This window comes from Nocardiopsis synnemataformans (genome assembly GCF_965343085.1).
GTDB lineage: Bacteria > Actinomycetota > Actinomycetes > Streptosporangiales > Streptosporangiaceae > Nocardiopsis > Nocardiopsis alborubida.
The window spans coordinates 37,973-63,514 of the sequence record NZ_CBDRFA010000026.1; the positions used below are offsets into that span (position 1 = coordinate 37,973).

Below are 25,542 nucleotides of genomic sequence, written 5' to 3' on the forward strand. Positions count from 1 at the left end.
CGCGGTTACGGCGTGGTTGTTCCCCGCTCTGTGGTTGTGACCTGTGTGCTTTGGCGCGCCCGTCGGGCGTCGACGTCGGCTTTGAGGTAGCGGTTGGCCTGGCGCCCAGCGCGCAGGCGCCGCAGCCGTCCCTTCTTGACCAGTTGGTGCACGGTCTTAGGGCGCACGCCCAGCAGGGCGCTGGTTTGGGCGAGGGTGTAGTACCCCTGCAGGAGCGTCGCGAAGTCGGTGACGGAGCGGCTCTGGTAGCGGACCCGTTTGGAAGCCGTGGTGGTGCTGCTCAGATGGCCAGCTGCCGCCCACGCCGACAGTTCACTCAAGGGCATGTCGAGCATGCGGGCCGCATGGGCGGGCGTGACCCACTCCTGTCCTGGATCTGTCGGGACGGGCGGGGGCACCTCTGGTTGAGGGTCTGTCTCGGCCTTGGCGAGGATCGCGCCGACCGCGAGGACCGGGATGCGGAACGTGCGTGCGATGTCGGTCCAGTCGTGTCCGCGGCGCACGTGGTTGACGATGGCCTGGTTGCGCAAGGTGAGGAAGCTGTCGAAACCGGCGTGGGCGAGCTGGTACTCGATGGAGGCGCTGGTGCGTCCGCTGAGCTGTTGGAGTTCGTCCTTGGTGGCGCCCGCGCCGATGGCCGCGGCCAGGTGCTCACCGGTGGAGCCGGTGAGCGTGATCTGCCGGGGACCGTGCAGCGGTGGGGGTTGGGCGTGGGGGTCATCCTCGCTCAGGGGGATACGCAGTTGGTGGCACAGCTGGGTCTGCTCCTGGTCCAGTTGGTGTTTGCGGTGACCGGCGCGTAGCAGGTACAGCATGCGGTAGGCGTGCTTTTCCTCGAAGAAGGGCAACCGATCGTGGGTGTCGATGAAGTGGCCCAAGCGGTGGATCATGCTGGTGCGGCGCGCGTGGTAGAGGTCCCACACCATGTCGTGCTCGTCCAACCAGGCGATCTGCTCAGCGGTGAGCTCACCGGCGTTGCGTTTGACGCGAGTCCGCGTGAGCATCTTGTACAGCGGGTGACCCACTGGTGGCAGGAGGTTTTCGTGCTCGCCGTGCCACTGGCTGACCGCGGCTTGCAGGCGCGGCCACAGCGGTCCCATACCGCGGGAGTCCCACTGCATGCCGATCCGGCACAGCGCGTCGTAGTAGCGGGGCGCGAGCAGATCATGGCGAAACAGTTGAGCCTGTTCCCCGAGCCAGCGGCGCAGGGAAGCACCGTTGGCGTTGGGTACGCAGGGATCGACGTCCAGGTGGCCGTGTTCGTTGAACCACTGCTCGGCCAGGCGGTAGCTGCGCCACCACCGGGAGGCGCCGTCGCTGAAGACGATGGTGGTGATGGATTGTGCGAAGTCGACTGCTGGCGCGACGGGGTGCGCGGCCACCACGCGCAGCCATCGCGAGGCCACCGGTGTAGAGGCGGGGGCGCCGGGGGTGGTGACGGTGTGCGTGGCCGTGGTCAGCGCGTGGGCGAAGCGGGCGTCGACTGAGCGCAGGCCGTGCACGACCCGGGCGAACGCCGCGTAGGCGGGGGTGTCCAGCAGCTGTTCAGGGTCGGTGCCAGGGGGCACGTAGATCGGCGCGATGATCCGGGCGACCTTGTTCTTCTTGCCGCCGGTGCGCAGGGCTCGTCCGATGCGCTGGATGAGCTGGGTGCGGGACCGGTTGGAGGCCATCAATGCCACCGCGTCCACCGCGGGGATATCGACTCCTTCACCGAAGCACCCCACGACCACCACCACCGATATCCCTCGTCCGGGGGCGCTCAAGGCGGCGTGGGCGGTGCGGCGCTGCTCAGCAAGCGAGTGCTTGTTGATGTGCACGGCCGTGATCACACGCTCGGGCCCCTGGGAGCCCAGGAGGTCGGTGGTGACCCCCAGGGTGTCGGTGAACGCCTGGGCCCAGGCCAGAGTGGGGGCGTAGCAGATGATGCTGCGCAAATCGTGCAGCCGGATCGAGCGCAGCACGGCGATCTGCGCGGCCACCACACCGGCGGGTACCGAGACACCGTCCAAGGTCACCGTGCCGCGCGCCCCGATCGCCTCGGCGACCTGGTCGGCGTGTACCAGAGCGCCCACCAGTTGGTATTCGGCCAGGTATCCGTCGTCGATGGCCTCACCCACGGTGTAGGTGTCGGCGATGGGACCGAAGAGGTCTTCGTCGTCCATCGACGCCACGGGGCTGCCGTCACTGGAGACCACACGGCGCGGGGTGGCGGTGCCGTAGCAGCGCCTGTGGGCGGGCACGTCATGGGCGCTGGTCCATGCATTGGTGACCGCGCCCGCGGTGTGGTGGGCCTCGTCCAGGTAGAGCGTGTTCCAGGCGCTCAAGCCGTGCTGGGCGTGTGCGTCTGTTACAACCTGCAGGCTCTGGTAGGTGGCCACCACCAGTGTCGGGGCCAGTAGGTCCACCAGGGCAGTCAGGGCTGAGGGGTCTGCGACTACGAGGGTGTGGATCCGGTGCCGTGCGGCTGCCTCCTCGATGGTGTCGGTGGCCAGGGTCTCATCGTCACCGCACACCGCCACGACCTGGCGCAACCGGTCGCCCCACCGGCTGATCCAGGTCTGGGCGATCTGCGCGACCAGGTCCAACGAGGGCACCAGCACCAACATGCGACGCGCCCCCACACGCGCGGCGCTCTCGGCGTAGGCTACGGTCTTGCCTGCTCCGCACGCCCAATGCAGCTGGCCGCGGTCACCGCTCTCCCAGACACGGACGAGTGCGTCCACGCCGCGTTGCTGGTAGGGGCGTAGCTCTCCGGGACGGTCGCTGACCGGCGCAAGGTCGGGGGCTTGGGCGCACAGATCCACCGCGGCCCGGTGGCGCGGGGTGGAGTCGACCTGGACATGGGCGATCTCGACCTGGTCGGGCACGATGCCGGTGGTGGAGCTGTGCTGGGCCTGGCGCATGGCCTCCACCAGGGCTTGGGCTCGTTTAACGGCGACGGGCTCGTCGCATTCCACGCTCACCCGCCCACCCAACGGGGAAACGGTGGCCGCGGCGTCGATGGCCTCGAACGCCACCTGCGTCAGGTCAGGGGAGGAGGAGCGGCCGGTGGCGTACCAGCCCGCGCCGGTGACCCAGGCCCAGTCCGAACCGTCGTCATCCACCACGGCGTGCACGCTCACCGTCCACTCCTGGCCGGGCAGCAGGTGGTGCCCTTCGGGCAAGCGGCGTATCGCCAGGGTGCGCAGGTGCCCTGTGGCCAGATCCTGGGCGGCGCGGCGGGCGTGCTCGTCGGCCCGGCGCAGCACCTCCTCCCGCCCGGTGGGCAGCGCCAGGCCCAGCTCGGGCGGGCAGACGATGCACACCTGCTCGCCGAAGCGGTCGTGGATCTGGTCCAGGATGTGGGGCGCGAGGTCGCTGACCTGTCGTGCGTCGAGGTGGGTGCCGCGCCAGCGGGCGGTGTCGGTGTGCACGCTCCACGTCCAGGACCCGGACACGTGCGGGGCGACGGCGACACCCACAGCGCTGACCAACGGCCTGTTCCCCTCGTTTGAGGGGGTGGCTGGATCGCCACCGTGTTCGCTCGAAGAGGTCTGGAAACCGGGTAGTGCGAGGAACTGTCCGTGCACGAGCTCATTCATTGCAAAACACTCCTCGCCTGCTGCCACGGCACCGTGTAGGGCCGAAGGCCCTGGCCGTCGTCGACCCGGTATCGGCCTTGGGACCATTTGCCGTGGGTACGGGTCCAGGTCGCGGTGACCTGGCGTGGGCCCTGGCCAAGCACGACGGTGTAGGCCCATCGCTGGCCTCCGCCGCCGACCGGACGTACCTGCGTGGACTGCACCGTCCAATCCTTGGCAGCGGCTGCGTCGAGAAAACGCATGGCCGGGGCTGGGGGTTGGGAGAACCGGTCGAGTTGCCCTTGGGCCCCGGTGAGGTCGAGCACGGTCCCGGTCGTGCTCACCAGCCCCTGACGGGCCTGACGGGACAGATCATCGGCCCAGGACAGCGTCGCCGTGCTGTTGCGGCTCCGCCACCGCACCCGTGTTGGTGCCTTGCGGCGCCGCAGAAACTGCCACAGGGGGTCAATGATCCGGATCGGCACGTGGGGGGCGCATCGGTAAGCGCGGGCAGCTGAGGGCGCAGTGCTCACCGCTCGCAGCATCTCCACGATCGGCTGGTTGTCGTTGTAGATGTCCACGCCGTAGGGCAGATCATTGATCAGGCGCACAGCCTGACACACCGCCATGAACTCAAGGACGCTGCTGTCGAGCTGTGCGTGGGAGTCGTGGACCCTACCGGCGGCGTGCCACCCTGACTCCATGACTACAGCCCACCCGCCCCAGAGATTGTTTGGATCCCGTGAGGCGTCGCAGGCGATACGGCCGACCTGGTCGCTGGGTTGCCATGGCCAGGCCAGGGGTGGGTCGAGGGTAAGGTCGACGGCGTCGTGGAGACGGTGTGGCCAGCAGACCTGGGCCTTCTGGTAAGCCATCCCCGACAAACGCACAGCCGCGCGGAGCGGTTCGTCCACGTCGGTGCCGTCGTGACGGGCTGCTCGATGCCCCAGGGCTTGGAGCAACACTTGTTGAAGACTCCCGCGCACGCCCGCCCACACCACCAGGCAGGGATGGGGGGCGGTGAGGCTGTCTGCACGTTCGGTCAGGTGAGCGCTCAGGGCCGCACGTGCCCCCCAGAACACGCCCTTCTCCTGGCAGGTCGGGGTGAGGATGACCCATCCCCATCCTGCTGGGGTGGGACGGATGGACACACCCACCGGTGTCACGGCCAGTGCCGTCGTGAAATTGTTGAGGCTGCTCACTGGTCCTCCTCCCCCAGCACAGTTGTCGTCGGTATCGACCCGCACCCCAACCTGCTGGTGGGAGCACAGTCGTTTTCCTCAGCGGCGACTTCTCGGGGGAAGAAGGTCTCCAAAGGCTCGGCATCCCGGTACAGGGCAGCGATCTGCTCGCTGCATCGTCTAGTGAGGACCGGGTCGGCGTAGCGCACACTCCCGGCCAGGACACCGTCGGAGTCGTAGCAGATGCGGTAAGTCACCTGGTCACCTAAGGTCAGGACTTCGGGGACCTCCTCCTGTCCCTCCAGGTGCGCGATGGTTTGCGGACCGATCACGCGGATGTGCTCGCCGCACTGGGCTCGGATGTGCAGAGAGTGCAGCTCCCAGTGCAGGTAAGGGGTCAGTGGGAAGTCCACCACCCGTACCCGCAGTACCTGAGAGTTGCGGTTCTGCAAACCGGAGAACAGTTCGACCAACCCAGGGCGGTCAAGCTCGAGCATCCGTAGGGCCTCGTCGGTCTGGCCAGCCCGATAGCGCATCCAGCTGGCGCTTTCGGGCTGGTGAAACGCCTGGCGTCTTTCCAGCTTCCACACATGTGCGTTGCGCAGTGTGCTGAAGCGGCGCTCGAAGTCCTTGCCGTAGGCATCCAGACTCAACGATTCGCCACGCACATCAGTCAGGAGATCAAGCATGGAAACCCTCTTTGAACTTATTGGCCAATGCCTGGGCAGTGTGCGCGTACGGAATGTCGACACCAACTGCGGTGTCCAACGGTGTTCCCTGCCGTGTCGGGGTAGTCATGGCGTCACCGGCTCCGGCGCGTCCGCACTGTTTCGGGTGGCGGCTTCGGCCCGAGTGCGCAGGGCGGTGGTGACCAGCCTGTGGTCGGTGACCATCGGCCCCCGGGGTAGGTGGACAGCAGTCTCCTCAGCGACCACGGTCTCGGCGAGCACCGCGCTGAGCAGAGCGTGATCGATGACCATCCCGCCACCCGGGTCAACGTCGTCGTTGACCGTGGCTGGGAAGGGTGTGGCGGGACGGCCGAGTTTTTCCCAGGCGACTTCCAAAGCGGTGCTCCACCGGATGCCCCCCACACGGGTGCCGGTGGCGGGGTTCCAGCGGCCGATGAGGTGGTCCAAGGGAGCGGTGTGTGCTTCCCACGGGCCGTCCTCGCCGTGGGGTTGCCAGCCCTTGTGGTGGCGTAGGTGCTCCGGCATCTGCTCGAAGTCGGTGAACGGCCACAGGGCCGGGTCTCCGGAGGGGGAGCAGTTGAAGTCCCCGGCGACGATCGTTCGCTTCTGAGGGCCCAGCAATCCGGACAGGTCGCGGGCCGCACTCATCCGCTTGTCGCGATCCCACGGGTTCCAGTGGATCGGCATGACGGTGAGCGGATCCGTCCACCAGGCGGTGTCGAAGATCGCCCGGTTCCACACGTCGCCCCCCTCGGGGGTGGTGTGCGGTGTGTCGAATCGGGTGAGGGCGAGCTGGTCGGGGTCCCAGAGGACTGCGGGTGGGACGGGCGCGCGCTCCATGTGGCCAACACGGATCTGGTAGCGCGGCCCGAAACGCTCGCGAAGGACGGCGGCGGCCCGCCATCCCAGCTTGGTGCCGTCTGAGTCCCAATCGCGCGCCTCGTTGACCACGATGAGCGATGGGGCGGCCGGGACCGTCGCGAACAGTTCATTGATCACGTGGTCTAGGCCGAGCCGGTGTTGGGCACCGCCGTTTTGAATGTTGACCACTGCCAAGCGCAGCGGCGCGTTGATGGCAGACATGGGATCCGGGGAAGGAACGGTGGGAGGCGCAATCATCATGTTCTATTCTCTTCTCGGTGCGCACCAGACCCGCGTGGTCTGGGCAACTGAAAGGAAGAATGCATACTTGCCAATAGAGGGCGCGGCACTACTGCGTGCTTTTCTTTTCTGTGCGCGCGCATCGGGGGCGGCGAAACGCTGACAGGTCACAGCCGGGGTACACGCCAACTTGGCGCAATCTTCGTCGCTGCATATCAGTAAGAGAACCCCACCTCTTCCGCTGGCTAAATAGCCATTGGAACTCCTTGCTCCTGGAATGCATAGAGCCCTTTTGTGCTACCACAGATTCGAGAGTCAGACCCCACTGGTAATCATTCAGACTGAAGTCCAGAGTGCCCAATGCGTCAAGCAGGAGACGCGTTCTTTCGAGGGAAGTCTCACCCCTAGCTGCACAAGATAAACTATTGCTTAGCCAAGTGCGCGTTTCTATACTCAAAGTGGTGAGGGGTTTTCGTGCTTCGACGAGCGCGCGAATGAGCGCGTACTCCTTAGGGGCTCGGATTGCCCCCATGTCCCACAGCGTTTTCTCTTGCGAAGAGCTGAGTTGGCGCCTGCCGAACGCTCGTCGGAGTTTGCTCAGACGAGTTGCCGTAGCTCGCTCTTCCAGGTCTGCTGATTCGGAGCTGACACTCAGATGGCCGTACTCGTCCAAGAACTCACGCACGCGCTCAATCTGCAGATCGTAGCCCCGAGGGGGATCAATATCTATTCCGTGTTCTCGCAGGTATTGTTGTTTCTCTTTGGTCAGATGCCCATTGGCGCGGGAAATCCTCAGGCGCATCTTCAGCTGGGGATCTAAAGGGGTTGCAGGGGACATTTCGATCGCACGCACAACACGTCCCCACAGGTCGTTAGGGCTGGGCTCATCAATTCCCACTTCTTCCAACAGAGCCCGACGGGTGGCGGTCAATCGGCGGTCATTTGCAACGTACTGTCGGCGTATATAGCCCACCCACGAGGCCAGGCTGGCCCCGGTAGAGGTGGTCAAGCCGCTGGAGGCGGGCACGTGGCAGTGTCCGTACTCAGTGTGGAACTGCTTCAGGAGTAAGTAAGTGGCGTCCCATGGCGACGCGGTCGCACCCACCGTGCGCGCCAAGACGGCAGAGGCGAACGCTTCGTCGACCTTCTCTGTCTCACCCTGAATGCGCAGCCATGGCGGCAATTGTTGTTGGAGGGGTTCTTGCCCCTTGGCCGCAGTGCGTTGGCGGGCGGCATAGCGTGCGTCCAGGTCTGCCGCGACTCGGCTGTCGTGGGCCCGCAGACCGGCGATCATCTGCCACGCTGTCCGAAACGGGGTATCGGCCTCTGTGGCGATGGCCGCGTCAGCGTGGTTGCTCAACCAGATGGGAGCGAAGAACATCGCCCGATCAGGCCCTTCGGGTTTAAGTCGCAGACCGCGTCCAAGCCGCTGCACCGTCTTGATCTGAGACTCACTGGCATCGATGAGCCCCACCCCATCCACGGCGGGCACGTCCACGCCTTGGTTCAACAAGTCGGCGCTGCTCACCACGACCAGGGCACCCTCAGGGGCGCCTAGGTGTTTCAGCACGTGGTCGCGTTCCTGGAGCGAACTCGTCCCGTTCAGGTGGTAAGCCCGTACCGGGCGGGTGGGCCGCTCATGCTTGGGGATGAGCTCCAAAGCGATGGGAAGCGTCGCAGCGAAGGTGCGGGCGTTGCCGACTCCGGAGTGGAAAGTCAGAGCAGAACGCACCTGGTGGGCAGCGCAGGCTTTGATGAAGGAGATCTGCGCGGCCAACATGGACGCCGTCACGTCATAGCCGTTGACGTGGACCACAGTTCGGGAGCCGATAAGGCGGGCTATGTCGTCATCGTCAACCACGCCAAGCACCGCAATGTAGTCCGACAAGATGCCTTGTTCGATGGCGCGCCCCACAGACAGCGAGTGCAGCCCCGGCCCGTAGACGTCTGGGTTGTCCATGGAGGCGATGTCGTGAGAGCGGCGGTCATCGTTTTGCTTGTAGGCCTGGCGTACCTTGGCCACTCGTGGGGTGGCAGTGACGTAGAGGCGCCGGTCGGCTGGGATGTGGTTGTCGTGGTGTAGTAGTGACCACCGGCTGTCTCGACGGGTGCTGGTGGTGCAATGAGCCTCGTCAGCCACGATCAATGGCCACCGGGGGAGTCCTGCTTGGTGAGCGGCGGCGATCGTGTGCTGACTGTGGTAGGTCGCCACCACCAGGGTGCGTCCCTGAGTGGGCTGTTGGGGAACCATGTAGGCCAGGGAGTGCGGGTCGGTGGTGACCAGACACCGTGGTCCAGCGAGTGACTTCAACACCTGGGGTTCAGAGCACACCGCGATTACTGTGGTGAGCTGGCTGCCCAAGTAACGTGCCCAGGCGTGTGCCTGTTGGGTGAGCAGAGTCAGTGTAGGCGCGACTACCAGGGTGGTGTGCGCGCCAAGCTGGTCAGCAATTGCAGCGCTAGTGAGAGTTTTGCCGGTACCGCAGGCCATGGTCAGGATGCCGCGTCGTAAGGCACCGGCTGCCAGGAGAGGCGCTGCCTTGGTAACTGCTTCGATCTGGTGGTCGCGTAGTTCGATGCGTGCCGAAGCGACCGGTGCGGCGGGATTGGGGCGCATCGGGTGCAGCCACACAGGAGAAGCCGAGGGCATGGTCATCGTGAAGAATTCTTCCTGGGACAGGGTGGGGGCCCACCGTTCAGAACGAAGGCACAGCGCATAGGCAGCGACTAGGTGCCAAGCAGGTTGTTCAGAGGATGTATATGAGGCGAGCCAGCGCGAGTGGCCAGGGTGCGAGGGCGGCTGTCATCCAGTGCCACCACGCGACCATCACCGCGTAGAGCAAGCTCGCGCACAGGTGGGCGAGGATGAGTGGAGCCAAGCGGTGGGTGCGCCGGTAGACCCACACCCCCACCACCGCGACCGGGGTAAATAGCAGCAGTCCCCATCCGTAGGGCGCATACAGCAGTACCCGGGCTAGGACGGCGACGGTGTAGATCTCCCAGGCGGGGCGGCGCGCGGAGCCCAAGGCGACCACCACCAGACCCACGAGCACGGCCTCCTCGACCACCGCGGTAATGACCTGCGGCGGCCCGGTGATGGCCAGCGCCCACAGAGCTTCGTGGGTGGTGCCGATGGCGAACCCGACGCGCACCAGCTCAGGCCACCAGGACGCGGCCACGATTAGGGCGACCCAGCTCAATGCGAAGGCTGTGACCATCGCGAGGAAGGACGCACCGATCCTGATCTCGGTGCGCAGGCGGCTGTGGTCGGGCAGGAGGAGGGAACGGCGGCGCAACAGGCCGAGCCCGTCGCGCACGCCGATGCCCAGCCGACGGCACCACCACCAGATCGCGGCCGCGGCCAGCACGCCGATAAGGAGTTCGCTGGCCCACAACGGTACGAGCACGCGCCAGGCTTCGTCTCGGACCGGGGGGTAGAGGGTGGTGGAACCGCCGGTGGCGAGCACTCCCCAGACCCCCAGCGCCCAGGCGGGGAAGAACACCACGACGAGCGTGGCCAGCAACAGCCCATAGGTGCTCAAGGCACGATGGTGCGCGCTCATCAGCTGGCCTTCCTCGGCGTGACACGGGCGTGCGGGGCACAGGCCAGCCCAGGCACGAGATGGGTGTGTTCAGGCGTCGTCGCGGGTGGCGGCGCCAAGGCCTGATCGTGATCTGCCCGCGTGGAGGTCACGGATCGGCGTGTGACGACCCGCTGGAGCTCGGCCATAGCGAACCGACGCTGCCCGCTGGGCAGCACCACACAGCCGACGAGTCCGGACCGGGCCATACGGGTCAGGTACTCGGCTTGCACTCCCACGACGAGCGCGGCTTGGGCGGGGGCCAGCAGCGGCCCAGGTTGGTGTTCAGCTAGGGCATCGAGGTCAGCCACCCACACACGGCGGTGGCCGCGGGCATCGCGGGCGCACCGCACCAGGCCTTGGCTCTCCCAGGTGATGATCTGGTCTCGGGAGATACCGAGCCGGGTGCGGGCCTGGGCCAGAGTGCAGTAGCCGGCCCACGGTGAGGACGTCGGGTCCGGTGGGGCCTGTGTGGTGGTGCAGTGCGGCTGCTGGTAGGGGCCAGTGAGTGCGGGGCGTGGCATCGGCATCACGCACCCAACGCGTCGAGCTGGGCCTGGATGGCATGCGCGCGCCAGTCACCGACGCTGCGCAGCACACTGTGGGCGCGTACCAGGTGGGTGCGCCGACGCGCGGGGTCGTGGGCATGCAGATGGGCACGCACCAAGTTCAGCTCGGCGGAGACGACCGGGTCCGCGACCAGCGGGATCAGCAGGTCGGCGCGTTGCAGGGCCTGCGCGGTAGCGATCGGATCGGCGCGCAGTAGGTGGGCGCTGGCCATGCCGGTCAGCGCCTGCAGCCGCAGATCCGGGCAGGCGACAGGGTTTTCGATGACGCTGTGGAAATGGTCCAGCGCAACGCCGGGTTGGCCCTGGCCCAGGGCGGCCTGCCCCAGCCCCGTCCGCGCCCGCAACGCCAGGTTCGTGCGCGTGTCCTGAGGAAGAGAACGGCTGTACTCGTGCGCGTCGGTGAGCTTCATCTGGGCTCGGCTGTTGCGGTCGGCGTGCAGTTCCAGGTGCCCGTACTCGATCAGCGCGTTGATGTAGCCCGGTAGGTGCGCGGTGGCCTCCCACAGCTCCAGGGCGTGGGCGTAGTGCTGCGCCGCGCCCTCCAGGTGGCGTAGGTACCGTGACAGGGTGGCCTGGCTGGTGGCGGTCACCGCCAGGCCTACCGGGTCGGCGGCCGTGCGGGCGGCGCCGCGGGCCCAGGAGAGCGTCTCCCCCCACAGGGTGTGGGCCCGGCGCAGCCGCAGGTAGGGCTCCAGCGCCTCGTGCAGGTGCCAGCACAGCCGAAGGTGGCCGGTGCCGGCGGCCAGCCGCACCGCCAGGTGCAGCGCGTCCAGTTCCTCGGCGAACCACGTGCGGGCGCGGTGGGCGGTGAATACCCGGGGTGGTGGCGCAGGTGGGGACAGCTCGGTGTGCCAGTGGTGTGGATCCAGGGCCTGGGCAGCGGCCCGGGCGGTGTGCAGGTACCAGTCCAGGAGCCGCAGCAGGGCCGCGTCGGCGTCGGGGGCGTGCGGGTCATGGCCCGTGCTCAGCGCGTGTGCGCGGGCTTGGGCGTGCTGGCGGTAGCGGCCCGCGGTGCGGGTGAGCAGGCCCTGGTCGGCGAGGTCGTCCAGCAGCAGCTGGGTGCGTGCGTTGGGCGTGCCTGCCAGGGCAGCGGCAGCCTCCGCGGTGAAGGACTCACCGGGCAGCAGGGTGAGGAGTTGGTGCAGGGTGCGGGCGGCAGGGGACAGAGCGGCGTAGGCCTGGGACGCGTTCACACCAAAGTCCTGTCGGAGTCGTTGGGGGGAGCGAGCGCTCATGTGGACGGGTGACGGCACTCGTGGCTGGTGGCGAGCATCTGCTCGGCCCGTGCCGGGTCCATGGGGGTGTAGCAGGACCGCGCCTGCTCGAAGTGCTCACGTGCCTGCTCGAGGTGGCCTTGCTTTTCGGCCAGCCAGGCCAGCGACTCATGAGCCTGCCCGCACACCAACGGCGCTTCTTCCGAGGGAGCTGCAGCAAGTGCGGCAAGGCCGTGTTCGCGTGCGGCCTTGTAGTCGCCCATGTCCAGCAACACCTCACACAGCTGCCGGTGCACGCGCGACGCCCACAGCTCCTCACCATCCTCGAGCAGCAGTGGCAAGGCTGAACGCAACAGAGCTGCAGCCTCGCTCCAGTGGTCGTTCACGCTTAGGGCCAGAGCGTGCCGGTATCGGGCTAGGGCAATGTCACGGCGGTGGAGGAGCCTTTCGCTCAGCCCCAGAGCCAGATCGGCGTACCGGGCGGCCATGAGCAGGAAAGAGGCATCGTGGCTGTAAATCTCACCGAGTAGGAGGTAGAGATGCACGAGCCCTCGCCCGTGGTAGGGGTGGGCGCGTCGGGGCTCTTCGCTAGCCCACAGCGCGAACGCGTAGTGGGCCAGGGACAACGCCTTGTCGTGGTTACCCTGGTGCAGATGCCAGGAAGCCATCGCATAGTGCATCACGGTTTGGGCGCCGCTATCGCCCATGGATTCAGCTGAAGCCAACCCCAGGTCGATGATGTGCCGTGTGCCGCCGGGGTGGTGCAGTTCGTTCCAGGCGCTGAGAGCCTCTGCGATCAGCACAGTTTGCTGATGGTGGGAGGTGCGGTGAGCCAGGGCGGTCACTGCGTGCAGGTTGGCCAGTTCGTCGTGAAACCACATCTGAACTTGGGCACGGGAGTCGAATCGATCCTGAGCGGTGCGGCGCACCTGCTCGACCACGGGCGGGTGCCACCGCCATCGTCCCGGATCCAGGGTTAGGTCGGCGGCGATGGTGTGCTCGGCGTAGTAGTTCACTACCCGGGCGCGGGCACGGCGGCATCCGGGCAGCAATACCGTCGCGCCCGCGCGCTCCAGGGCGGCGCGCACCTGGACGGGCATGGTGTGACGGCCGTCATCGTGAGCGATGAACACACCGGAGTGGACCAGCCGGTCGAGCCGGTCCTGTGCTTCAGGCAGGGGAAGACCCCATACGGCTGCGGCCAGACTGGCGGTCCAGTGCGGTCCAGGGTGCGCGGTGAGCAGTACGGCCGCGTCACGGTCGGGGGCGATGAGGTGCCGGATAAGGCGGACCGCGCTGTCGGCGTCCGGTGTGGACGGATGGGTCATGTCGGTTGGTTCCTCGGTACGGGGCGCTCGGGCGCCTGATGAGACCTGCCGGGCGGGCTTCGTCGCGGTGGTTCACGCGCTCCTGAGGTCCTGAGCGACCACGGGACCGGGTTCAGCGTCCTCGCCGGTTCTCACCTGGAGGTCGACGTGGGTGGCGTAGCGTGTGTGCGCCTCACCAGGCCGCCCCTGCCAGGCAGGCAGCCGGTGGCAGAGCACCATGGCGGGGGTGGTGATCTCAGTGCGCAGGCGCCCGTCGGCCCAGAGCAGGTGCAGGTGAATCTCCGTGGCCGAGCAGGCGATCAGGAGCGTGATCAGGGTGCGCACTCGGGCAGTGAGGAGTTCCACCTGCGACGTGGGCACACCCCATCCAGTCAGGGTGGTGTGCGTGGTCGCGGCGATGTCTGCGGGCGATTCGGACACGGGGTCGACGGTGCGGTGCTGGGAGAAGTGAGGCATGGTTCTTTTCAGGTCGTAGCGGTTGCGGGCACGGGGCCTGCGGCGAGCAGGCGGGCGTGGGCGTCGTCGATCAACGCCACGCTGCCGGGGGTGTCTTCGGCCCACCCCCACAGCCGTTCCAGAGCGTTGCGCAGAAACCGCAGTGAGTAGGTGGGAGGTGGTGGATCACCGATGTGGATTTCCCTGATCCCGGGGAAGTAGAGGGCCTCATCAGCGAGTCCGGGGACTGAGCACAGCTCGAACGGTGATTCGAAGAAGTGGCCGCTGGCGTGGGAGAGCACCCGCAGCCGTCCACGAGCGGCTAGCGCGCGCAGGGCGGTAAGTTGTTCGGCCATCGCCTGAGTGCCGCCGCACCACTTACGCAGGATCGTCTCGTCGATGGCGTAGTGCTGGTCGATACCGCGTCGGCGCACGCGCCGCTGCAGGGCCAGGCGCACCGACACCGCCATCTCGACGGCGGCCTCGTCCTTGATCGCAAGGCGTTCGATGGCTCGCGCGTACCCTGCGGTCTGCAGCAGTTCGGGCACCATGCGATCGGACCAGCCGTAGACGCGGCGGGCATCGCCTCGCAGCCCCACAGCAAGGCGTTCCGCCTTGGGCACGTCCAGGTGCAGCCGGGCCCACCATTCGGGGGCGCGGCTCTGTCGCCACAGGTCGACGAGTTCGTCGCGCACGGGCTGCGGCGCAGCGTAGAGGGTGCACAGTGAGTGCAGTACCTGCAGGGTCAGGGACGCCTGCGGGGTCTCAGCGCGCATGATGGTGGCTTCTGAGACGCGCACCGCGCGTGCGACATCGAGCTGGGTCAGTTCGGCTTGGGCGCGTAGCTCACGCAACCGCTGGGTGAGCAGGTGATGGTGCACCGTGGCGGAGGCGCCTGGAACAGGGGAGGTATGGCGCTGATCCCCAGACCCAGGCCCAGGCTGGGGTGCAGGGGCGGGGGTGGGGGAAGGGGTGGGGTCGGTGCGGGTTTGTGCTCGCCGTCCCTTGGGACGCATCGGTGTGTTGGCCTCCTGCAGCCGTCGCCTCACCCACGCCGGGGAGCGGCCTGTGGCGGTGGCCAGCCGGTCGATGGTGATCGTCTCGTCCTGCTCGTAGGCGGCGCGTAGTTCCTCGGCTGTGCTGTGGCGGTGCAAGCTGGACAGCGAGTCGACCAGGTGCGCGTTCTTCATCACCGAGCACCCCCGTCTCGGTCCAAGGCGCACACCACATCAGCGGCCGGTGCCAAGGCCGAGTCCGTTGCTGGGAAGGCGTGCTGTGTCGTAGTCATCGCAAAAGGGGTTCCTGAAGTGGCGGCGCGGAGCCCTGCAGGCGGGCCCCGCGCCTGAACGGCCGGTTCGGTCAGGTCACGGGCGTGTGCTCAAGGGCGTAGGGATGGGCGGCGGCGCACAGCGCCTCGAAGCACGCCGTGTACTCGGCGGTGACCTCCTGGGGCAGCCTGTTCAGTCCGCCGGGGCCCTCGATGTAGACCCACTCGCGCAGGAGCATGAAGGGGCCGTGGGGCACCGGTGTGGAAGCAGGCAGGACGAGCATCTGCACGTGCGCCAGGTTGGCGACTACGGCCAGGTGCTCCAGTTGCTCGTGTCGGTGTCCGGCCGAGAGCCAGGGCATGTCCAGCGCGGACTGGGAGAAGACATAGCGCCGCTGGGGTCCGCCGTCCAGGACCGCTTGGCCGCGCCGCAGACGTCCCTGCACGATTTCCTCCAACTCCGGTTCGCTGCAGCGCGCACTAAGCAGGCCTCGGGTGTAGGCGGAAGTCTGGGCGATACCGGGCACCAGCGTGTGCGTCCATCCGCGGGTCGGGTTGACCGCTTCCTGTTCCTGCCAGGCGCGCTGGCGCTGGGGGATGCTCACGGAGCGGTCGGTGAGGGTGTGTGGGGTGTTCACGTTGGCGTCCTGTCGGTGAAGGTTCGAGTTAGCCCAGGTGGTGGGGCAGCGCGATGACCAAGGCGGAGAAGCACAGGTTGTAGGCGGCGTGGGCGACGATGATCGGCCACAGCCGTCCGGTGCGGTGGTAGAGCCACACGATGACCAGTGCCGCCGGGACCATCGCGAGCACGGGCAGCCCGTAGTAGGCGTGGTAGGCGACCTTGGCGACGACGGCGACCGTGTAGATCTCCCAGGCCGGGCGGCGGGCCGCAATCAGCACCAGCACGAGCAGGCCCACCACGATGGGCTCCTCCACTAGCGCGGTGGTGACCTGAGCGGGGCCGAGCATGAGCGAGGTCCACACCGCGTCGGCGCGGTCGTCGATGATGAAGCCACCGACGGCTTCGGTGGGCAGCAGCGACTCCAGCAGGGTGGACCCGCCCATCCACACCAGCAGGGCTACGAACGCCCAGGTGAAGACTTGCCAGCCCTGGACGCGGCGCTGGCGAGCGCCCATGAGGGTCTCGTCCCGATCGGGGGCGAAGACCTGGCCGATCCGCAGACGCAGCACGCGGGTGACGATCCACAGCCACAGCAGCGTCAGTGCCAGCAGGACGGCGTGCATGATCCACCCGGGCAGGGCCATCGCCCAGTAGGTGTCGGGTCCGGGGGCAGGGATCGACACGAACTGGCGGTCCGTCAGGAACAGGGTGATGGTCTGGCCCAGCGATCTGCTGAACACGACTACGTAGATCACCAGCAGGCCGGCGTAGGCGGCCCAGGCTGCCATCCTTCCGGGTTGGGGGAGCAACGTCTGGGGAGTGGGCTCCGGAAGCCAACGCCGCGCGCGTGAGGCGGTGGCGGGAACAGCGGGCTGGTCGGCGGGCGGGCCGACAGGGGAGCCAAGGGGAGCGGTCATCGAACCATTTCTGCGATGCGTGTGAGTGAAAGCAAACGGCACCGAGCGGGACCGTCGAGCCAGGAAAGAGGGCGTGTGGCCAACAGGGGGCACAGGGCCGGGGGCGGCGCCCTCACACGAATCCGAGCGCAGGACCGCAGTGGCCCGCCGTCAACAGCGCGACGGGGTAGAGGCAGGGTGGGCATCATCGGTCGCTCCCACCGACAGCCACAGTGGGTGGGCGGATACGGGCTAGGGCGCACAGCACGTCGGTGCCCGGGGTTGGGCAGGCGGGCGTTGGCCAGGCCGCCACGGGGGTGGGCCCCTGGTGTGGGGCCAGCCCAGCTCGCACCATCAAATCGAGCAGGTCTTGGGTGGAACGGGGCTGCACGCGCGCGCCGGTGGTGCGGGTCATCTGCGCTGACCACAGTCCATATCCGCTGGGGTGGGACACGGCCACGTAGCTGTCGGGGGCCACCAGGGTGGGCAGGGAAGCCAGCACGCCGAGCGCCTGACCGTCGTCGAGCAGGGCCAGCACCCATCCCAGGATGAGCGCAGTTGGCTGATGCGGGTCGATGCCGCAGGCGGCCAGCCCGGCCCGCACCTGGGCAGGATCGGTGAGATCTGCCAGTGCGGCGCCGCCCTGGTAGGAGGCGAGCCCTGCGCGGCGGTGTTCGACCACAGCTGGGTCGATGTCCAGGTAGGCGCACCGGCGCATCCGAACCGCGAGCGCGTACTCGTGGGTGTCGACCGGGTGCGACGCGGTCCCCGGAGTGCGGCGGGGCATCCCGCACCCCAGATCAGCGACCTGGGTCAGGCCCCAGGGGCGGAGCTGGGTCAGGAGGGCGCCGACCCAGTCGCGTCCGGCATGGGCCAGGCCCCATGCCCGCGGCACCACTTGGTGCATCATGCGGGCGTAGGCCTCGGCGCGTGGTGTGGTGGAGGCGCCAAGCAGCGCTGCCTGTACCTCGGCGACGCTGCAGGTCTCGGGGTCGGCTGTGTGCGCGTTCACCGGGGCGCCGCCTCGGCGTAGCCAGGGCGGCCCCACACCGTGCGCGCATCCTCCAGGACGGCTCGGCAGGTGCGCGGGGCAGGTTGGTGGGCCGCCGCGCGGCGGTCATGGGCGCTCCCAGATGCGGGCGCAGGATGCGTGGTCATGGGGTCACCGGCCCTGTACCAGCGACTGGCGCGAACGCGCGCTGGCGGCGGCGAGCGCTTCAGAGGCGGCGACCATGAGCGCGTCCTCGTCCTCGATCGGGCCAACAGCCTTACTGCTCGGGGCGTCGGGAGCGTCGATCCACCACTGGCCCGCGATCGGGCGGATGCGCACGTGGTGTCCGAACCGCGACAAGAACAACTGGCCGCCGTCCTGGTGCAGGGTCAGTCCGGCTCGGTAGGCGGCGGAGGCCAGTGGGGTTGTGGGGTGCCGTTGGGGTTGGTTGAAGCCCGCCATCACCACTCACCCACCCTCGACGAGCGGTTGTTGTGGGCCCGAGCGCCACACAGCCGCGGGCGGTAGGGCAGCTTGGTGCTCAGCGCGCGCCAACTGCTCGCGCAGCTCCTCGACCGTGCCAGCGTCCACCGGGCCCACGGGGTGGGGACCGAGGAAGAAAGCGAGGTAGGGAGCCCACAGGATCCACCAGTGCGGGTACTCAGCACCCAGGTCTTCGGCGTGGTGGTACTGGTCGGCATCGAGCGTGCGCTCCCCCGGGAGGGAACGCGGCGAACATGGGTCCTGGCGGTAGGGCGCGGCGTCACGGCTACGGCTCCTCTCAGACAGCGGTGGCGGAGAGCGGACTGCGGGTCTGGGCCGGGTGGGTCTGCTCGTAGGCCGACCGTGCCCTCTCCAGCAGGTTCTGCCAGCTGGTCACCTCGGGGCGGCGGCGCAGCAGGGCGCGGCGCTCGCGCTCGGTCATCCCGCCCCACACACCGAACTCGACCCGCCCGTCTAGCGCCTCGGCTAGGCAGTCGGTCTGCACGGGGCATCTGCGGCACATGGGCTTGAGGTCGTGTTGGCGTGCTCCCCGCACGAACAGGGCGTCGGGGTCTAGGTCCTTGCACTTGGCCTCTGCGGTGAAGGGTGCGTCCATGGCTGTCCAGATCCTGGGGGAGAAGGGGCTCGGGGGTTAGGGGCGTGCCGGGAGCGGCAGGAGCAGGTCGGGCAGCTCAGCCAGGTCGGCCAGGACCGTGTGGGCGCCGCAGCGCATCGCCTGCTGGCGCTCGGCGGTGGCGTCCGCGGGTAGGCGGGCTACGGCGTGCATGCCGTGGGCGCGGGGCCCGGCCACGTCGTGCATGGGGTCGGCGCCCACCCACGCCACCCGCGACGGCGCCGAGGAGCAGCGGCGCAGGACGTGCTCGTAGAACGCCGGGTCGGGGGCGGCCACGCCGAGCTGGCTGGAGGTGATCAGGGGCAGGTCACCCAGCCCGGCGTCAGCCACCGACTTGGCGCGCTGGGTGTGGGGGCGGCAGGTGTTGGTCGCCACCAGCACCTGGTAGCCCTGCTCGGCCAGCCGGGCGAGCAGGTAGGCGGCCTGCGGGGTGACCGGGGCGTCCCCGGCCCGCTCCCACACCTGCACCGCCAGCTCCGCGACCGGCAGGGGGCAGTCGATGCCGTGGCGGGTGAACACCAGGTCGATCAGGTCGGTGAGAGCGGTGGCGTGGGCCAGGCGCTGCCAGATGACCAGGTGCTGGTCGTAGTCGGAGAGCACCTGGGCGGGCAGGTCCACGTCGTGCGCGGCCAGCACCGCGCGCAGGTGGCCGCCGTGCGGCCGGTAGGCGTGGTCGGTCTCTGCGCTCAGGGTGCGGTCGTAGCCGACCACGAGCGTGGTCACGGCCAGGGGCCGGGTCATGGTCTACCTCCAGCGGGAGTGGGTGGTGGGTGTCCTCGCCCCGGGATCCCACGTCGGGGCGAGGACACCCGGGGCGCCGTCCGGGGTCACGGGAGAACGGTCAGCGCCCTCTCAGAGGTGGTCAGGGGTGTTCTCACGCCGCCTCCAGGCGGGTGGCCAAGCCCTTGGCCCACACCGCCAGCGGCTGGTGTGGGTCCAGGTCGGCGGTGGTCAGATCACGCCAGGCCGAGACTTGGCGTAGGTCACAGACCAGCCGCACCAGGTCGTATTCGCCCAGCTCCAGCCCGGCCCAGGTACGGGCCGGGGTGACCGTTCCGTCGGCGTCGGCGATGCGGCTGACCAGGTCCATCAGGTGGTCCTGCGTGTGCTCGGGGGCGGGCGCGCCCAGGAGTGGAGCGGCTTCGTCGGCTGCGCCGGATGCGGGGGGCAGGACGAGGTGGGCGTTGGCGCGGCTGTGCGCGGGCTGGGGCGTGTGCCCGCGGGTGTAGAGCTCGCCGAGGGCGTGCGCCACCTGGCGCGGGTCGCATGTCAGCGAGACGACGTCGTGGCGGGCTGCGACGGTGTCCAGCACGGCGCGGGACAGGGTGGGCCGGGCGGCGACCTCCACCAGCAGGCTGGGGCGCTCGGCCTCGGTGGCCAGGCCCAGTGCCGCGCCCAGGTGCGCGGGAGTGGCGACCTGGCTGGCCCAGTAGGCGGCGTCCAACAGGGGGCGTCCGGCTGGGCGCGGGGTCGCGGTGACCAGGTGGGCTCGGTCGGCCGGGCGGGGGCGCAGCCCGCGCAGTGCCTGCCGCAACCGAGGGCCGAGCCCCACAGCGGCCGGAGTGTGGGCCGCATCCCCCCGCAGCAGCCGAGCGTGATCGCCCCGGCTCTGGAGCGTGTGCGCCAGCGCGGTCAGTTCGGTAGCGGGACCGGCCAGACACCAGGCCTGTGCATGCAGATGCAGCGCCACATGGACCCGCGCGCGCACCGGAGCGAGCAGGGACGCGACCGTTTCCCGCGAGGCGTACACCAGCAGCACCGAGGCTGCGGACAGGCTGGCCAAGGCAGTGCTGCGCGCCACCACGACCCGGGCGGCATCGCGCACCGACAGCGCCCCGGCCACCACGGCGGCGGCCGGTTCCCCGGCGCCGCACCCCACCACCGCGTCCGGAACCAGGCCGCGCGCCTGCCAGGCCGCGGTGAGCGCCAGCTGGGTGAGGAAGGTGGCCTGGTGGCGGTGCTGCACCGTGGTCATGCGCTCACCTGGGCCCCACACCGGCGCGTTGGTGTGCTCGGCCAGCGCCGCGCGCCCCTCCTCCACCGCCTCGGCGTACTCGCTCAGCCGCATGAGCTCGGTGCCAGCGTTGGGATGCACGTCCGCCAGTCCGGTCAGGACGTAGACCAGCCGCGGCGGCACCGCAGGTACCGCACGCGGGCCGATCACGTGGTGGTTGGGAGCGCCATCCTCGATCGAGCGGAAGCCTTGCATCGCCTCACCGAGATTGTCGGAGACCACGGCCGCGCGCAGGGGGTGGTGGTCGGTGTGCTCCAGGGCGGTGTCGGCCAGCGCGGCCATGTTGCCGGCGGCTGGGGTGGTTTCGGCGCACGCACGGGCGGCCTGGGTCAGGGCGGTCAGGGAGGAGGCAGAGACGGGACACATCTGAGGCAGAGACACCGGATCGTGGTGGGCGGGCAGAGGCAGGCGGGGCGCGCTGGTGAGCACGGTCGCGGACAGCCGCGGGGCAGAGTTGTCGTAGGACCCGGCCACATGCACCTCACAGGGGTCGAAAGGAGGGGGCACGGCGCCGTCGACCGCGCCGTCGGGAACGGGCAGACCGCGGTGGTGCAGAGCCAGCGCTGTGGCCGCCACCGAGACCAGACCGGACACGCTGCCCGGGACGGCCAGTGCTTCGGGCAGGGCGCACAGCTGGGGGCGGCGCCCGCGCTGGTCGGAGGCCAGGACGGCCGAACCGGGAAGCAGGGGGTCGGTGGTGGGGGAGTGCCAGAACCACACCCGGTCGAAGCCGTGCCGGGCCTGGTACAGGGCGTGGCTGATCACCTGCACGTGCCCACCGTCCTGGAGCGGGGTGGCGGTGTTCCACGTGCCGGTGATGTGGGCGTAGGCCCGGTGCCGAGCGACCAGGGGCGTGGCGGTGAACACCAGCGCGATCGCGCGGGTGAGGTCGTCGCGTTCGTCGAGGGCGACGACGATGGCCCGGTCCACGGCGTGGACGCGCAGGTCGTAGTGGGCCTGGTGGAGCAGGGCCACGGCGGTGGCCTCGGAGGCGGTGCGCGCCTGCCCGGCCAGACCCAGATAGTCGCGCAGGGACCCGGCCAGATCGGGGTCGGCGTAGGAGTCGGGGTGGGTGCACACGTACACCCCGGTGGGGGAGCCCTTCAGCGTGCGGGTGGGCAGGGAGGCATCGGCCAGCGCTTCGGCGACCACTTGGCGCAGCAGCTCGGCGGTGATGGGCCCGTGCGCCACCCCCGGTTGGTGGGCCTGGGTGGGGTCCAGCAGCAGCCGCCACAGCTGGGCCGGGGTGCTCGCGCCGGGCAGGCGGCAGCTCATGCCGATGAGCGCCGCGTTGGTGGCGGTCTGCTGCTGGACCCGGGATGTCATCTCGTTCTTCCGGTTCAGGAGGTGGACAGGTGGGTGTGGGAGGGCGACCAGTGTTCGATCACCGCGTCGATGAGCTCGCCCGTGGTGGTGGCCCGGTGCACGGCCGCGGCCGGTAGGCCCGCCAGGTCGGGCAGGCGGGCGATGAGCTGGGTGTGCAGGTGCGCCCGCGCCAGGGACTCCAGCCCCACCTCGGCCAGCACGGTGCCCGCGGTCAGGTCCGGCCCGCCCTGGGGCACCAGACCTCGGACCAGCGCGAGGACCTGTTCAGCGATGACCGTGCGCGCCTGGTCGGGATCCAGCGGACCCAACCGAACCGCCTCAGCCGACGCCGGGGGCGCGCTGGGGTCCTGGTGGGTCCAGGCCCGCAACGGCAACCGCACAGCGGACGCGGTTCGGGGTGTGGGCCAGGTCGGGTTGAGACCAAAGGTGTACAGGTGCGCCAGCGCGGTCAGGAAGTTCTCGCGCGGGGCGTGGGGGCCGGCCGTGGTGACCAGGGGTGGGTCGACCTCGTAGCGGCGCTGGGCCTGGGACAGGGTGGCGGCCAGCGCGCCGGCCAACACCGATCGGGCACCGATCTCGACCACGACGATGGGCCGTTCCTGTTCGGCCAGGTGGCGCATGACCTGGTGCAGCAGTACCGGAGAGCGCAGTTGGCGTCCCCAGTAGGCGGCGTCCATCTCCTGTCCCTGCACGCGGGCGGCGGTGGCAGTGGACCACAGCGCCGTCCTGGCCGGGCGCGCCCGGATGGACTTCACCAGGTCGGGCAGCTGCTGGGCTTGCTCGGCCACCAGAGGGCCGTGTGCGGGCGGGGCGTCGGCGATGCGGCGCGTCCACACCCCCTGTGTGGTGAGGTGGTCGTTGACCGCGGCCAGATCGGAGACCGGGCCGGACAGGACGGTGGCGTGGGACGCGTTGATCGAGGCTACCGCCACACGGGGCCAGGACCGCACCAGCTCGTGCGCTCGCACCGGATCCAACGAGGTGGCCAACAGCTCTCCGTTGCTGGCGGTCTGTTCCAGTAGGCGGCTGCGCTGGGCCACCACCAGGGCGGCGTCCTTCAGGCTCAGCACCCCGGCGGTGTGGGCGGCGGCGATCTCACCCAGGGAGTGGCCCACCACCACGTCCGGGGTGATGCCCCACGACCCCAGCAGGGCGGTGGCGGCCACCTGCCATGCCCACTGGGAGGGCTGTATCCGCGCCAGTCCGGGTGCGGGATCGATCTCCAGCCGCTCGACGAGCAGGGCCGTGCGCGCCTGCAGCAGAGCGTCGGTGAACACCGGCTCCGCCCTCATGCCGTGGGGGCCGGCCGGGGTGCTGGGGTGGGCGCCGTGGCCGGGGTAGACGAACACCACCAACGGCTTGTGCACCGGCTGGCGGGGTCCGGCCAGGCACAGGTGGGTGTGGCCCTGGGCCAGGGCGTCCAGTCCGGAGCGCACCAGGGGTGGGATGGAGGCGACCACGGCCGCGCGCGCCCCAGTGTGGTGGTCGCGCCGGTGCGCGGCGGTGGCCGCTACCTCCCGCACCGCCACCTCGTCCTGCACGGCTGCCGACCAGGTGGCCGCGGTCTGGCGCAGCGCCGCAGGGCTGCTGGCCGAGACCGGCACGACGTGCGAGCGGTCGGCCCCGTCGGTGAGTTCGGCCTCAGCGCCCGAAGCGGGCGCCTGCTGGAGGATCAGGTGGGCGTTGGTGCCGCCGAACCCGAACGCCGACACCCCCGCGGTCGGGGTGTGCCCGCGGAGGGGCCAGGGGCGGGCCGTGGTGGGCACGGCCACTCCCATCCGGCGCAGTACCGGCAGCGGGGTGGTGTGGTGGATGACGGGTGGGATGACCTGGTGTTCCAGACACAGGACGACCTTGATCAGCGCGACGAGGCCCGCACCGCCCTCCAGGTGGCCCACGTTCGGCTTGACCGCGCCCACCAGCAGCGGATCGTCCTCATCACGGGCCCGGCCCAGCACCTTGCCCAGAGCGCGGGACTCGGCCGCGTCGCCGACCGCGGTGCCGGTGGCGTGGGGCTCGACGTAGTCCACGTCTCGTGGGTCCAGCCCGGCCTGGGCGTAGGCGCGGGTGAGCAGGTCCACCTGCCCGGCGACGTTAGGGGTGCCGATCGGGGCCCCGGCACCGTCGCAGTTGGTCAGGCTGCCCACCACCAGCGCGCGCGGGCGCGTTCCGGTGGCGGAGGTGTCGGCGGCGCGCTGCAGCACCACCGCCCCGGCGCCCTCACCGCGCACGAACCCCGTGCCGCGCCGGTCGAAGGGGTGCACACGCCCGTCATCGGAGAGCACCCCGGAGCGGGCGAACATGCGGGTGTGGGTGTCCAGGCGCAGCGTGTTGGCAGTGCCCACCACGGCCAGGTCCACCTCGCCGCACACCAGCGCCTGGCGGGCACGGTGCGCGGCGACCAGCGACGCCGAGCAGGCGGTGTCGATGACCTCGGACGGGCCCGTCCAGTTGAAGTGGGGGTGGCGGCAGATGCGGTTGGCGAGCATGGAGGGCAGGGCGCCGGCGGTGTCGACCATGGTGCCGCCCTGGCCGGGGCCCAGCCGCAGCAGGGCCTGGTCCAGGCAGGAGGAGCCCACCCACAGCCCCACCCGCTTCCCGCGCCAGTCGGCCAGGGCCATACCGGCGTCCTGGAAGGCCTCATCCACCAGCTCCAGCAGCATCTGCTGCTGGGGGTCCATCGCCGCCACCTCAGTAGGCGAGAGGCCGAAGTGGGTGGCGTCGAAGCCCTGTTCGTCGTCGGTGAGGACGGCCGCGGGCAGGATGTCGGCGCGCGGGTGGTCTTCGGCGTGGTCGGTGACCAGGTCCCGACCATCGAGCAGCGCGTCCCAGAGCGCGTGCGGGGAGCGGATGTGGCCGGGCAGGCGGCAGGACATGCCGACCACGGCCACCGCTGACTCGGGCACCTCGGGGTGTGTGGAGGTGTTCATCGCTTCACCGCCACGAAGGTCGCGGTGCAGCCCTGCACCTGGAAGTCCACGTCGGGGAAGTGGATCCGCAGCTGGGCCAAGAGCTCGTCGGAGGTGTCCCCGGCGTTGCAGAAGACGTTCTTGGCGCCGTTGTAGACGCCCATGAGCAGGCGGGCGAAGCGGTTGACCCGCACCCCGGTGCCGGAGGCGACGATGGTGGCGCCGAACAGCACCCCGCCCGTCTGCAGGACCCGGTAGGCCTCGGCGATGAACGCGGCCTTGGCGGCGAAGGACGCCCCGCGCAGGCAGTGCAGCACCATCATGATGTCGATGCTGTTCACGCTGTTGTCGGGCAGGTCCTTCCACTGCGCGAGCAGGTCCTGCAAGTGGGCGTGCAGAACCCGGCTGCGACGGCGGGCCACGCGCGCCCCCATGGCCAGGCACTGCGGGTTGAGGTCCATCAGGTGCAGCACCCGCACCCGCGCGGGCAGGTGGCGCAGGAAGCGGCCGTTGCCGGGGCCGATGGTCAGGTGCACCGGGCCGGACCAGACGCGGTAGGCGTGGCGGATCCACCGGTTGGAGATGCCCCAGGCCAGGGGGTGGCAGATCCCGTGGACCCAGATGGTGTAGACGACGACCATGACCAGGCGGTTGTAGACGCTGGGGTTGGCCTCGTTGGTGGTGGCGGGGGGTGTTTTGGGCATGGGGGTACCTCGAATCGGCGGCTCGGCCGCTCTAG

General features: G+C 69.3%; 20 protein-coding genes. All 20 read right to left on the reverse strand.

Going from position 1 to position 25,542, the window contains the following annotated elements; genetic code table 11:
• Positions 1–5: 5 nt before the first annotated feature.
• Positions 6–3,476, reverse strand: a complete 3,471-nt coding sequence (locus ACSIH6_RS16725; protein WP_435109226.1) for a DEAD/DEAH box helicase family protein — start codon at positions 3,474–3,476, stop codon at positions 6–8.
• Positions 3,477–3,580: 104 nt separating this feature from the next.
• Positions 3,581–4,765, reverse strand: coding sequence for a hypothetical protein (locus ACSIH6_RS16730; protein WP_435109227.1), 1,185 nt, complete (start codon positions 4,763–4,765; stop codon positions 3,581–3,583).
• Positions 4,762–5,433, reverse strand: a complete 672-nt coding sequence (locus tag ACSIH6_RS16735) for a DUF6879 family protein (RefSeq protein ID WP_435109228.1) — start codon at positions 5,431–5,433, stop codon at positions 4,762–4,764. Before ACSIH6_RS16735 ends, ACSIH6_RS16730 begins: the two co-directional genes overlap by 4 nt.
• A gap of 105 nt (positions 5,434–5,538) precedes the next feature.
• On the reverse strand, positions 5,539–6,516 hold the full coding sequence (locus ACSIH6_RS16740; protein WP_435109229.1) for a hypothetical protein: 978 nt from the start codon (positions 6,514–6,516) through the stop codon (positions 5,539–5,541).
• Between the two features lie 127 nt (positions 6,517–6,643).
• Complete coding sequence (locus tag ACSIH6_RS16745; protein WP_435109230.1) at positions 6,644–9,190, reverse strand: helicase associated domain-containing protein; 2,547 nt, start codon at positions 9,188–9,190, stop codon at positions 6,644–6,646.
• Positions 9,191–9,281: 91 nt separating this feature from the next.
• A complete protein-coding gene (locus ACSIH6_RS16750) occupies positions 9,282–10,097 on the reverse strand; it encodes a CPBP family glutamic-type intramembrane protease (protein ID WP_435109231.1) in 816 nt (271 codons plus the stop codon).
• Positions 10,097–10,639 (reverse strand): hypothetical protein, encoded by a 543-nt coding sequence (locus tag ACSIH6_RS16755; RefSeq protein WP_435109232.1) that lies wholly within the window; start codon positions 10,637–10,639, stop codon positions 10,097–10,099. The genes ACSIH6_RS16750 and ACSIH6_RS16755 overlap by 1 nt, the downstream gene beginning before the upstream one ends.
• Positions 10,640–10,644: 5 nt before the next feature.
• Positions 10,645–11,877: a hypothetical protein gene (locus ACSIH6_RS16760; RefSeq protein WP_435109233.1), complete on the reverse strand. Its 1,233-nt coding sequence runs from the start codon at positions 11,875–11,877 to the stop codon at positions 10,645–10,647.
• 38 nt (positions 11,878–11,915) lie between these two features.
• Positions 11,916–13,226, reverse strand: a complete 1,311-nt coding sequence (locus tag ACSIH6_RS16765; protein ID WP_435109234.1) for a tetratricopeptide repeat protein — start codon at positions 13,224–13,226, stop codon at positions 11,916–11,918.
• A 72-nt stretch (positions 13,227–13,298) separates the two neighbouring features.
• On the reverse strand, positions 13,299–13,682 hold the full coding sequence (locus ACSIH6_RS16770) for a hypothetical protein (RefSeq protein ID WP_435109235.1): 384 nt from the start codon (positions 13,680–13,682) through the stop codon (positions 13,299–13,301).
• A gap of 8 nt (positions 13,683–13,690) precedes the next feature.
• The gene (locus tag ACSIH6_RS16775) at positions 13,691–14,884 is read right to left on the reverse strand and encodes a Scr1 family TA system antitoxin-like transcriptional regulator (protein WP_435109236.1); all 1,194 of its coding nucleotides are present in this window, start codon (positions 14,882–14,884) and stop codon (positions 13,691–13,693) included.
• 136 nt (positions 14,885–15,020) lie between these two features.
• Positions 15,021–15,566, reverse strand: a complete 546-nt coding sequence (locus ACSIH6_RS16780; RefSeq protein ID WP_435109237.1) for a Scr1 family TA system antitoxin-like transcriptional regulator — start codon at positions 15,564–15,566, stop codon at positions 15,021–15,023.
• 28 nt (positions 15,567–15,594) lie between these two features.
• A complete protein-coding gene (locus ACSIH6_RS16785; RefSeq protein WP_435109238.1) occupies positions 15,595–16,338 on the reverse strand; it encodes a CPBP family glutamic-type intramembrane protease in 744 nt (247 codons plus the stop codon).
• A 313-nt stretch (positions 16,339–16,651) separates the two neighbouring features.
• On the reverse strand, positions 16,652–17,458 hold the full coding sequence (locus ACSIH6_RS16790) for an SAM-dependent methyltransferase (protein WP_435109239.1): 807 nt from the start codon (positions 17,456–17,458) through the stop codon (positions 16,652–16,654).
• Between the two features lie 150 nt (positions 17,459–17,608).
• Positions 17,609–17,899 carry a hypothetical protein gene (locus tag ACSIH6_RS16795; RefSeq protein WP_435109240.1) on the reverse strand — a complete coding sequence of 97 codons (291 nt, stop codon included), beginning with the start codon at positions 17,897–17,899 and terminating at the stop codon, positions 17,609–17,611.
• Between the two features lie 319 nt (positions 17,900–18,218).
• A complete protein-coding gene (locus ACSIH6_RS16800; protein WP_435109241.1) occupies positions 18,219–18,536 on the reverse strand; it encodes a WhiB family transcriptional regulator in 318 nt (105 codons plus the stop codon).
• Positions 18,537–18,572: 36 nt separating this feature from the next.
• Entirely contained in the window at positions 18,573–19,295 is a 723-nt protein-coding gene (locus tag ACSIH6_RS16805; protein ID WP_435109242.1) for an HAD family hydrolase, read from the reverse strand.
• A 133-nt stretch (positions 19,296–19,428) separates the two neighbouring features.
• Positions 19,429–21,894: an acyltransferase domain-containing protein gene (locus ACSIH6_RS16810; protein ID WP_435109243.1), complete on the reverse strand. Its 2,466-nt coding sequence runs from the start codon at positions 21,892–21,894 to the stop codon at positions 19,429–19,431.
• A gap of 14 nt (positions 21,895–21,908) precedes the next feature.
• On the reverse strand, positions 21,909–24,824 hold the full coding sequence (locus tag ACSIH6_RS16815) for a type I polyketide synthase (RefSeq protein WP_435109244.1): 2,916 nt from the start codon (positions 24,822–24,824) through the stop codon (positions 21,909–21,911).
• Entirely contained in the window at positions 24,821–25,507 is a 687-nt protein-coding gene (locus ACSIH6_RS16820) for a methyltransferase domain-containing protein (protein ID WP_435109245.1), read from the reverse strand. Before ACSIH6_RS16820 ends, ACSIH6_RS16815 begins: the two co-directional genes overlap by 4 nt.
• Positions 25,508–25,542 lie beyond the last annotated feature (35 nt).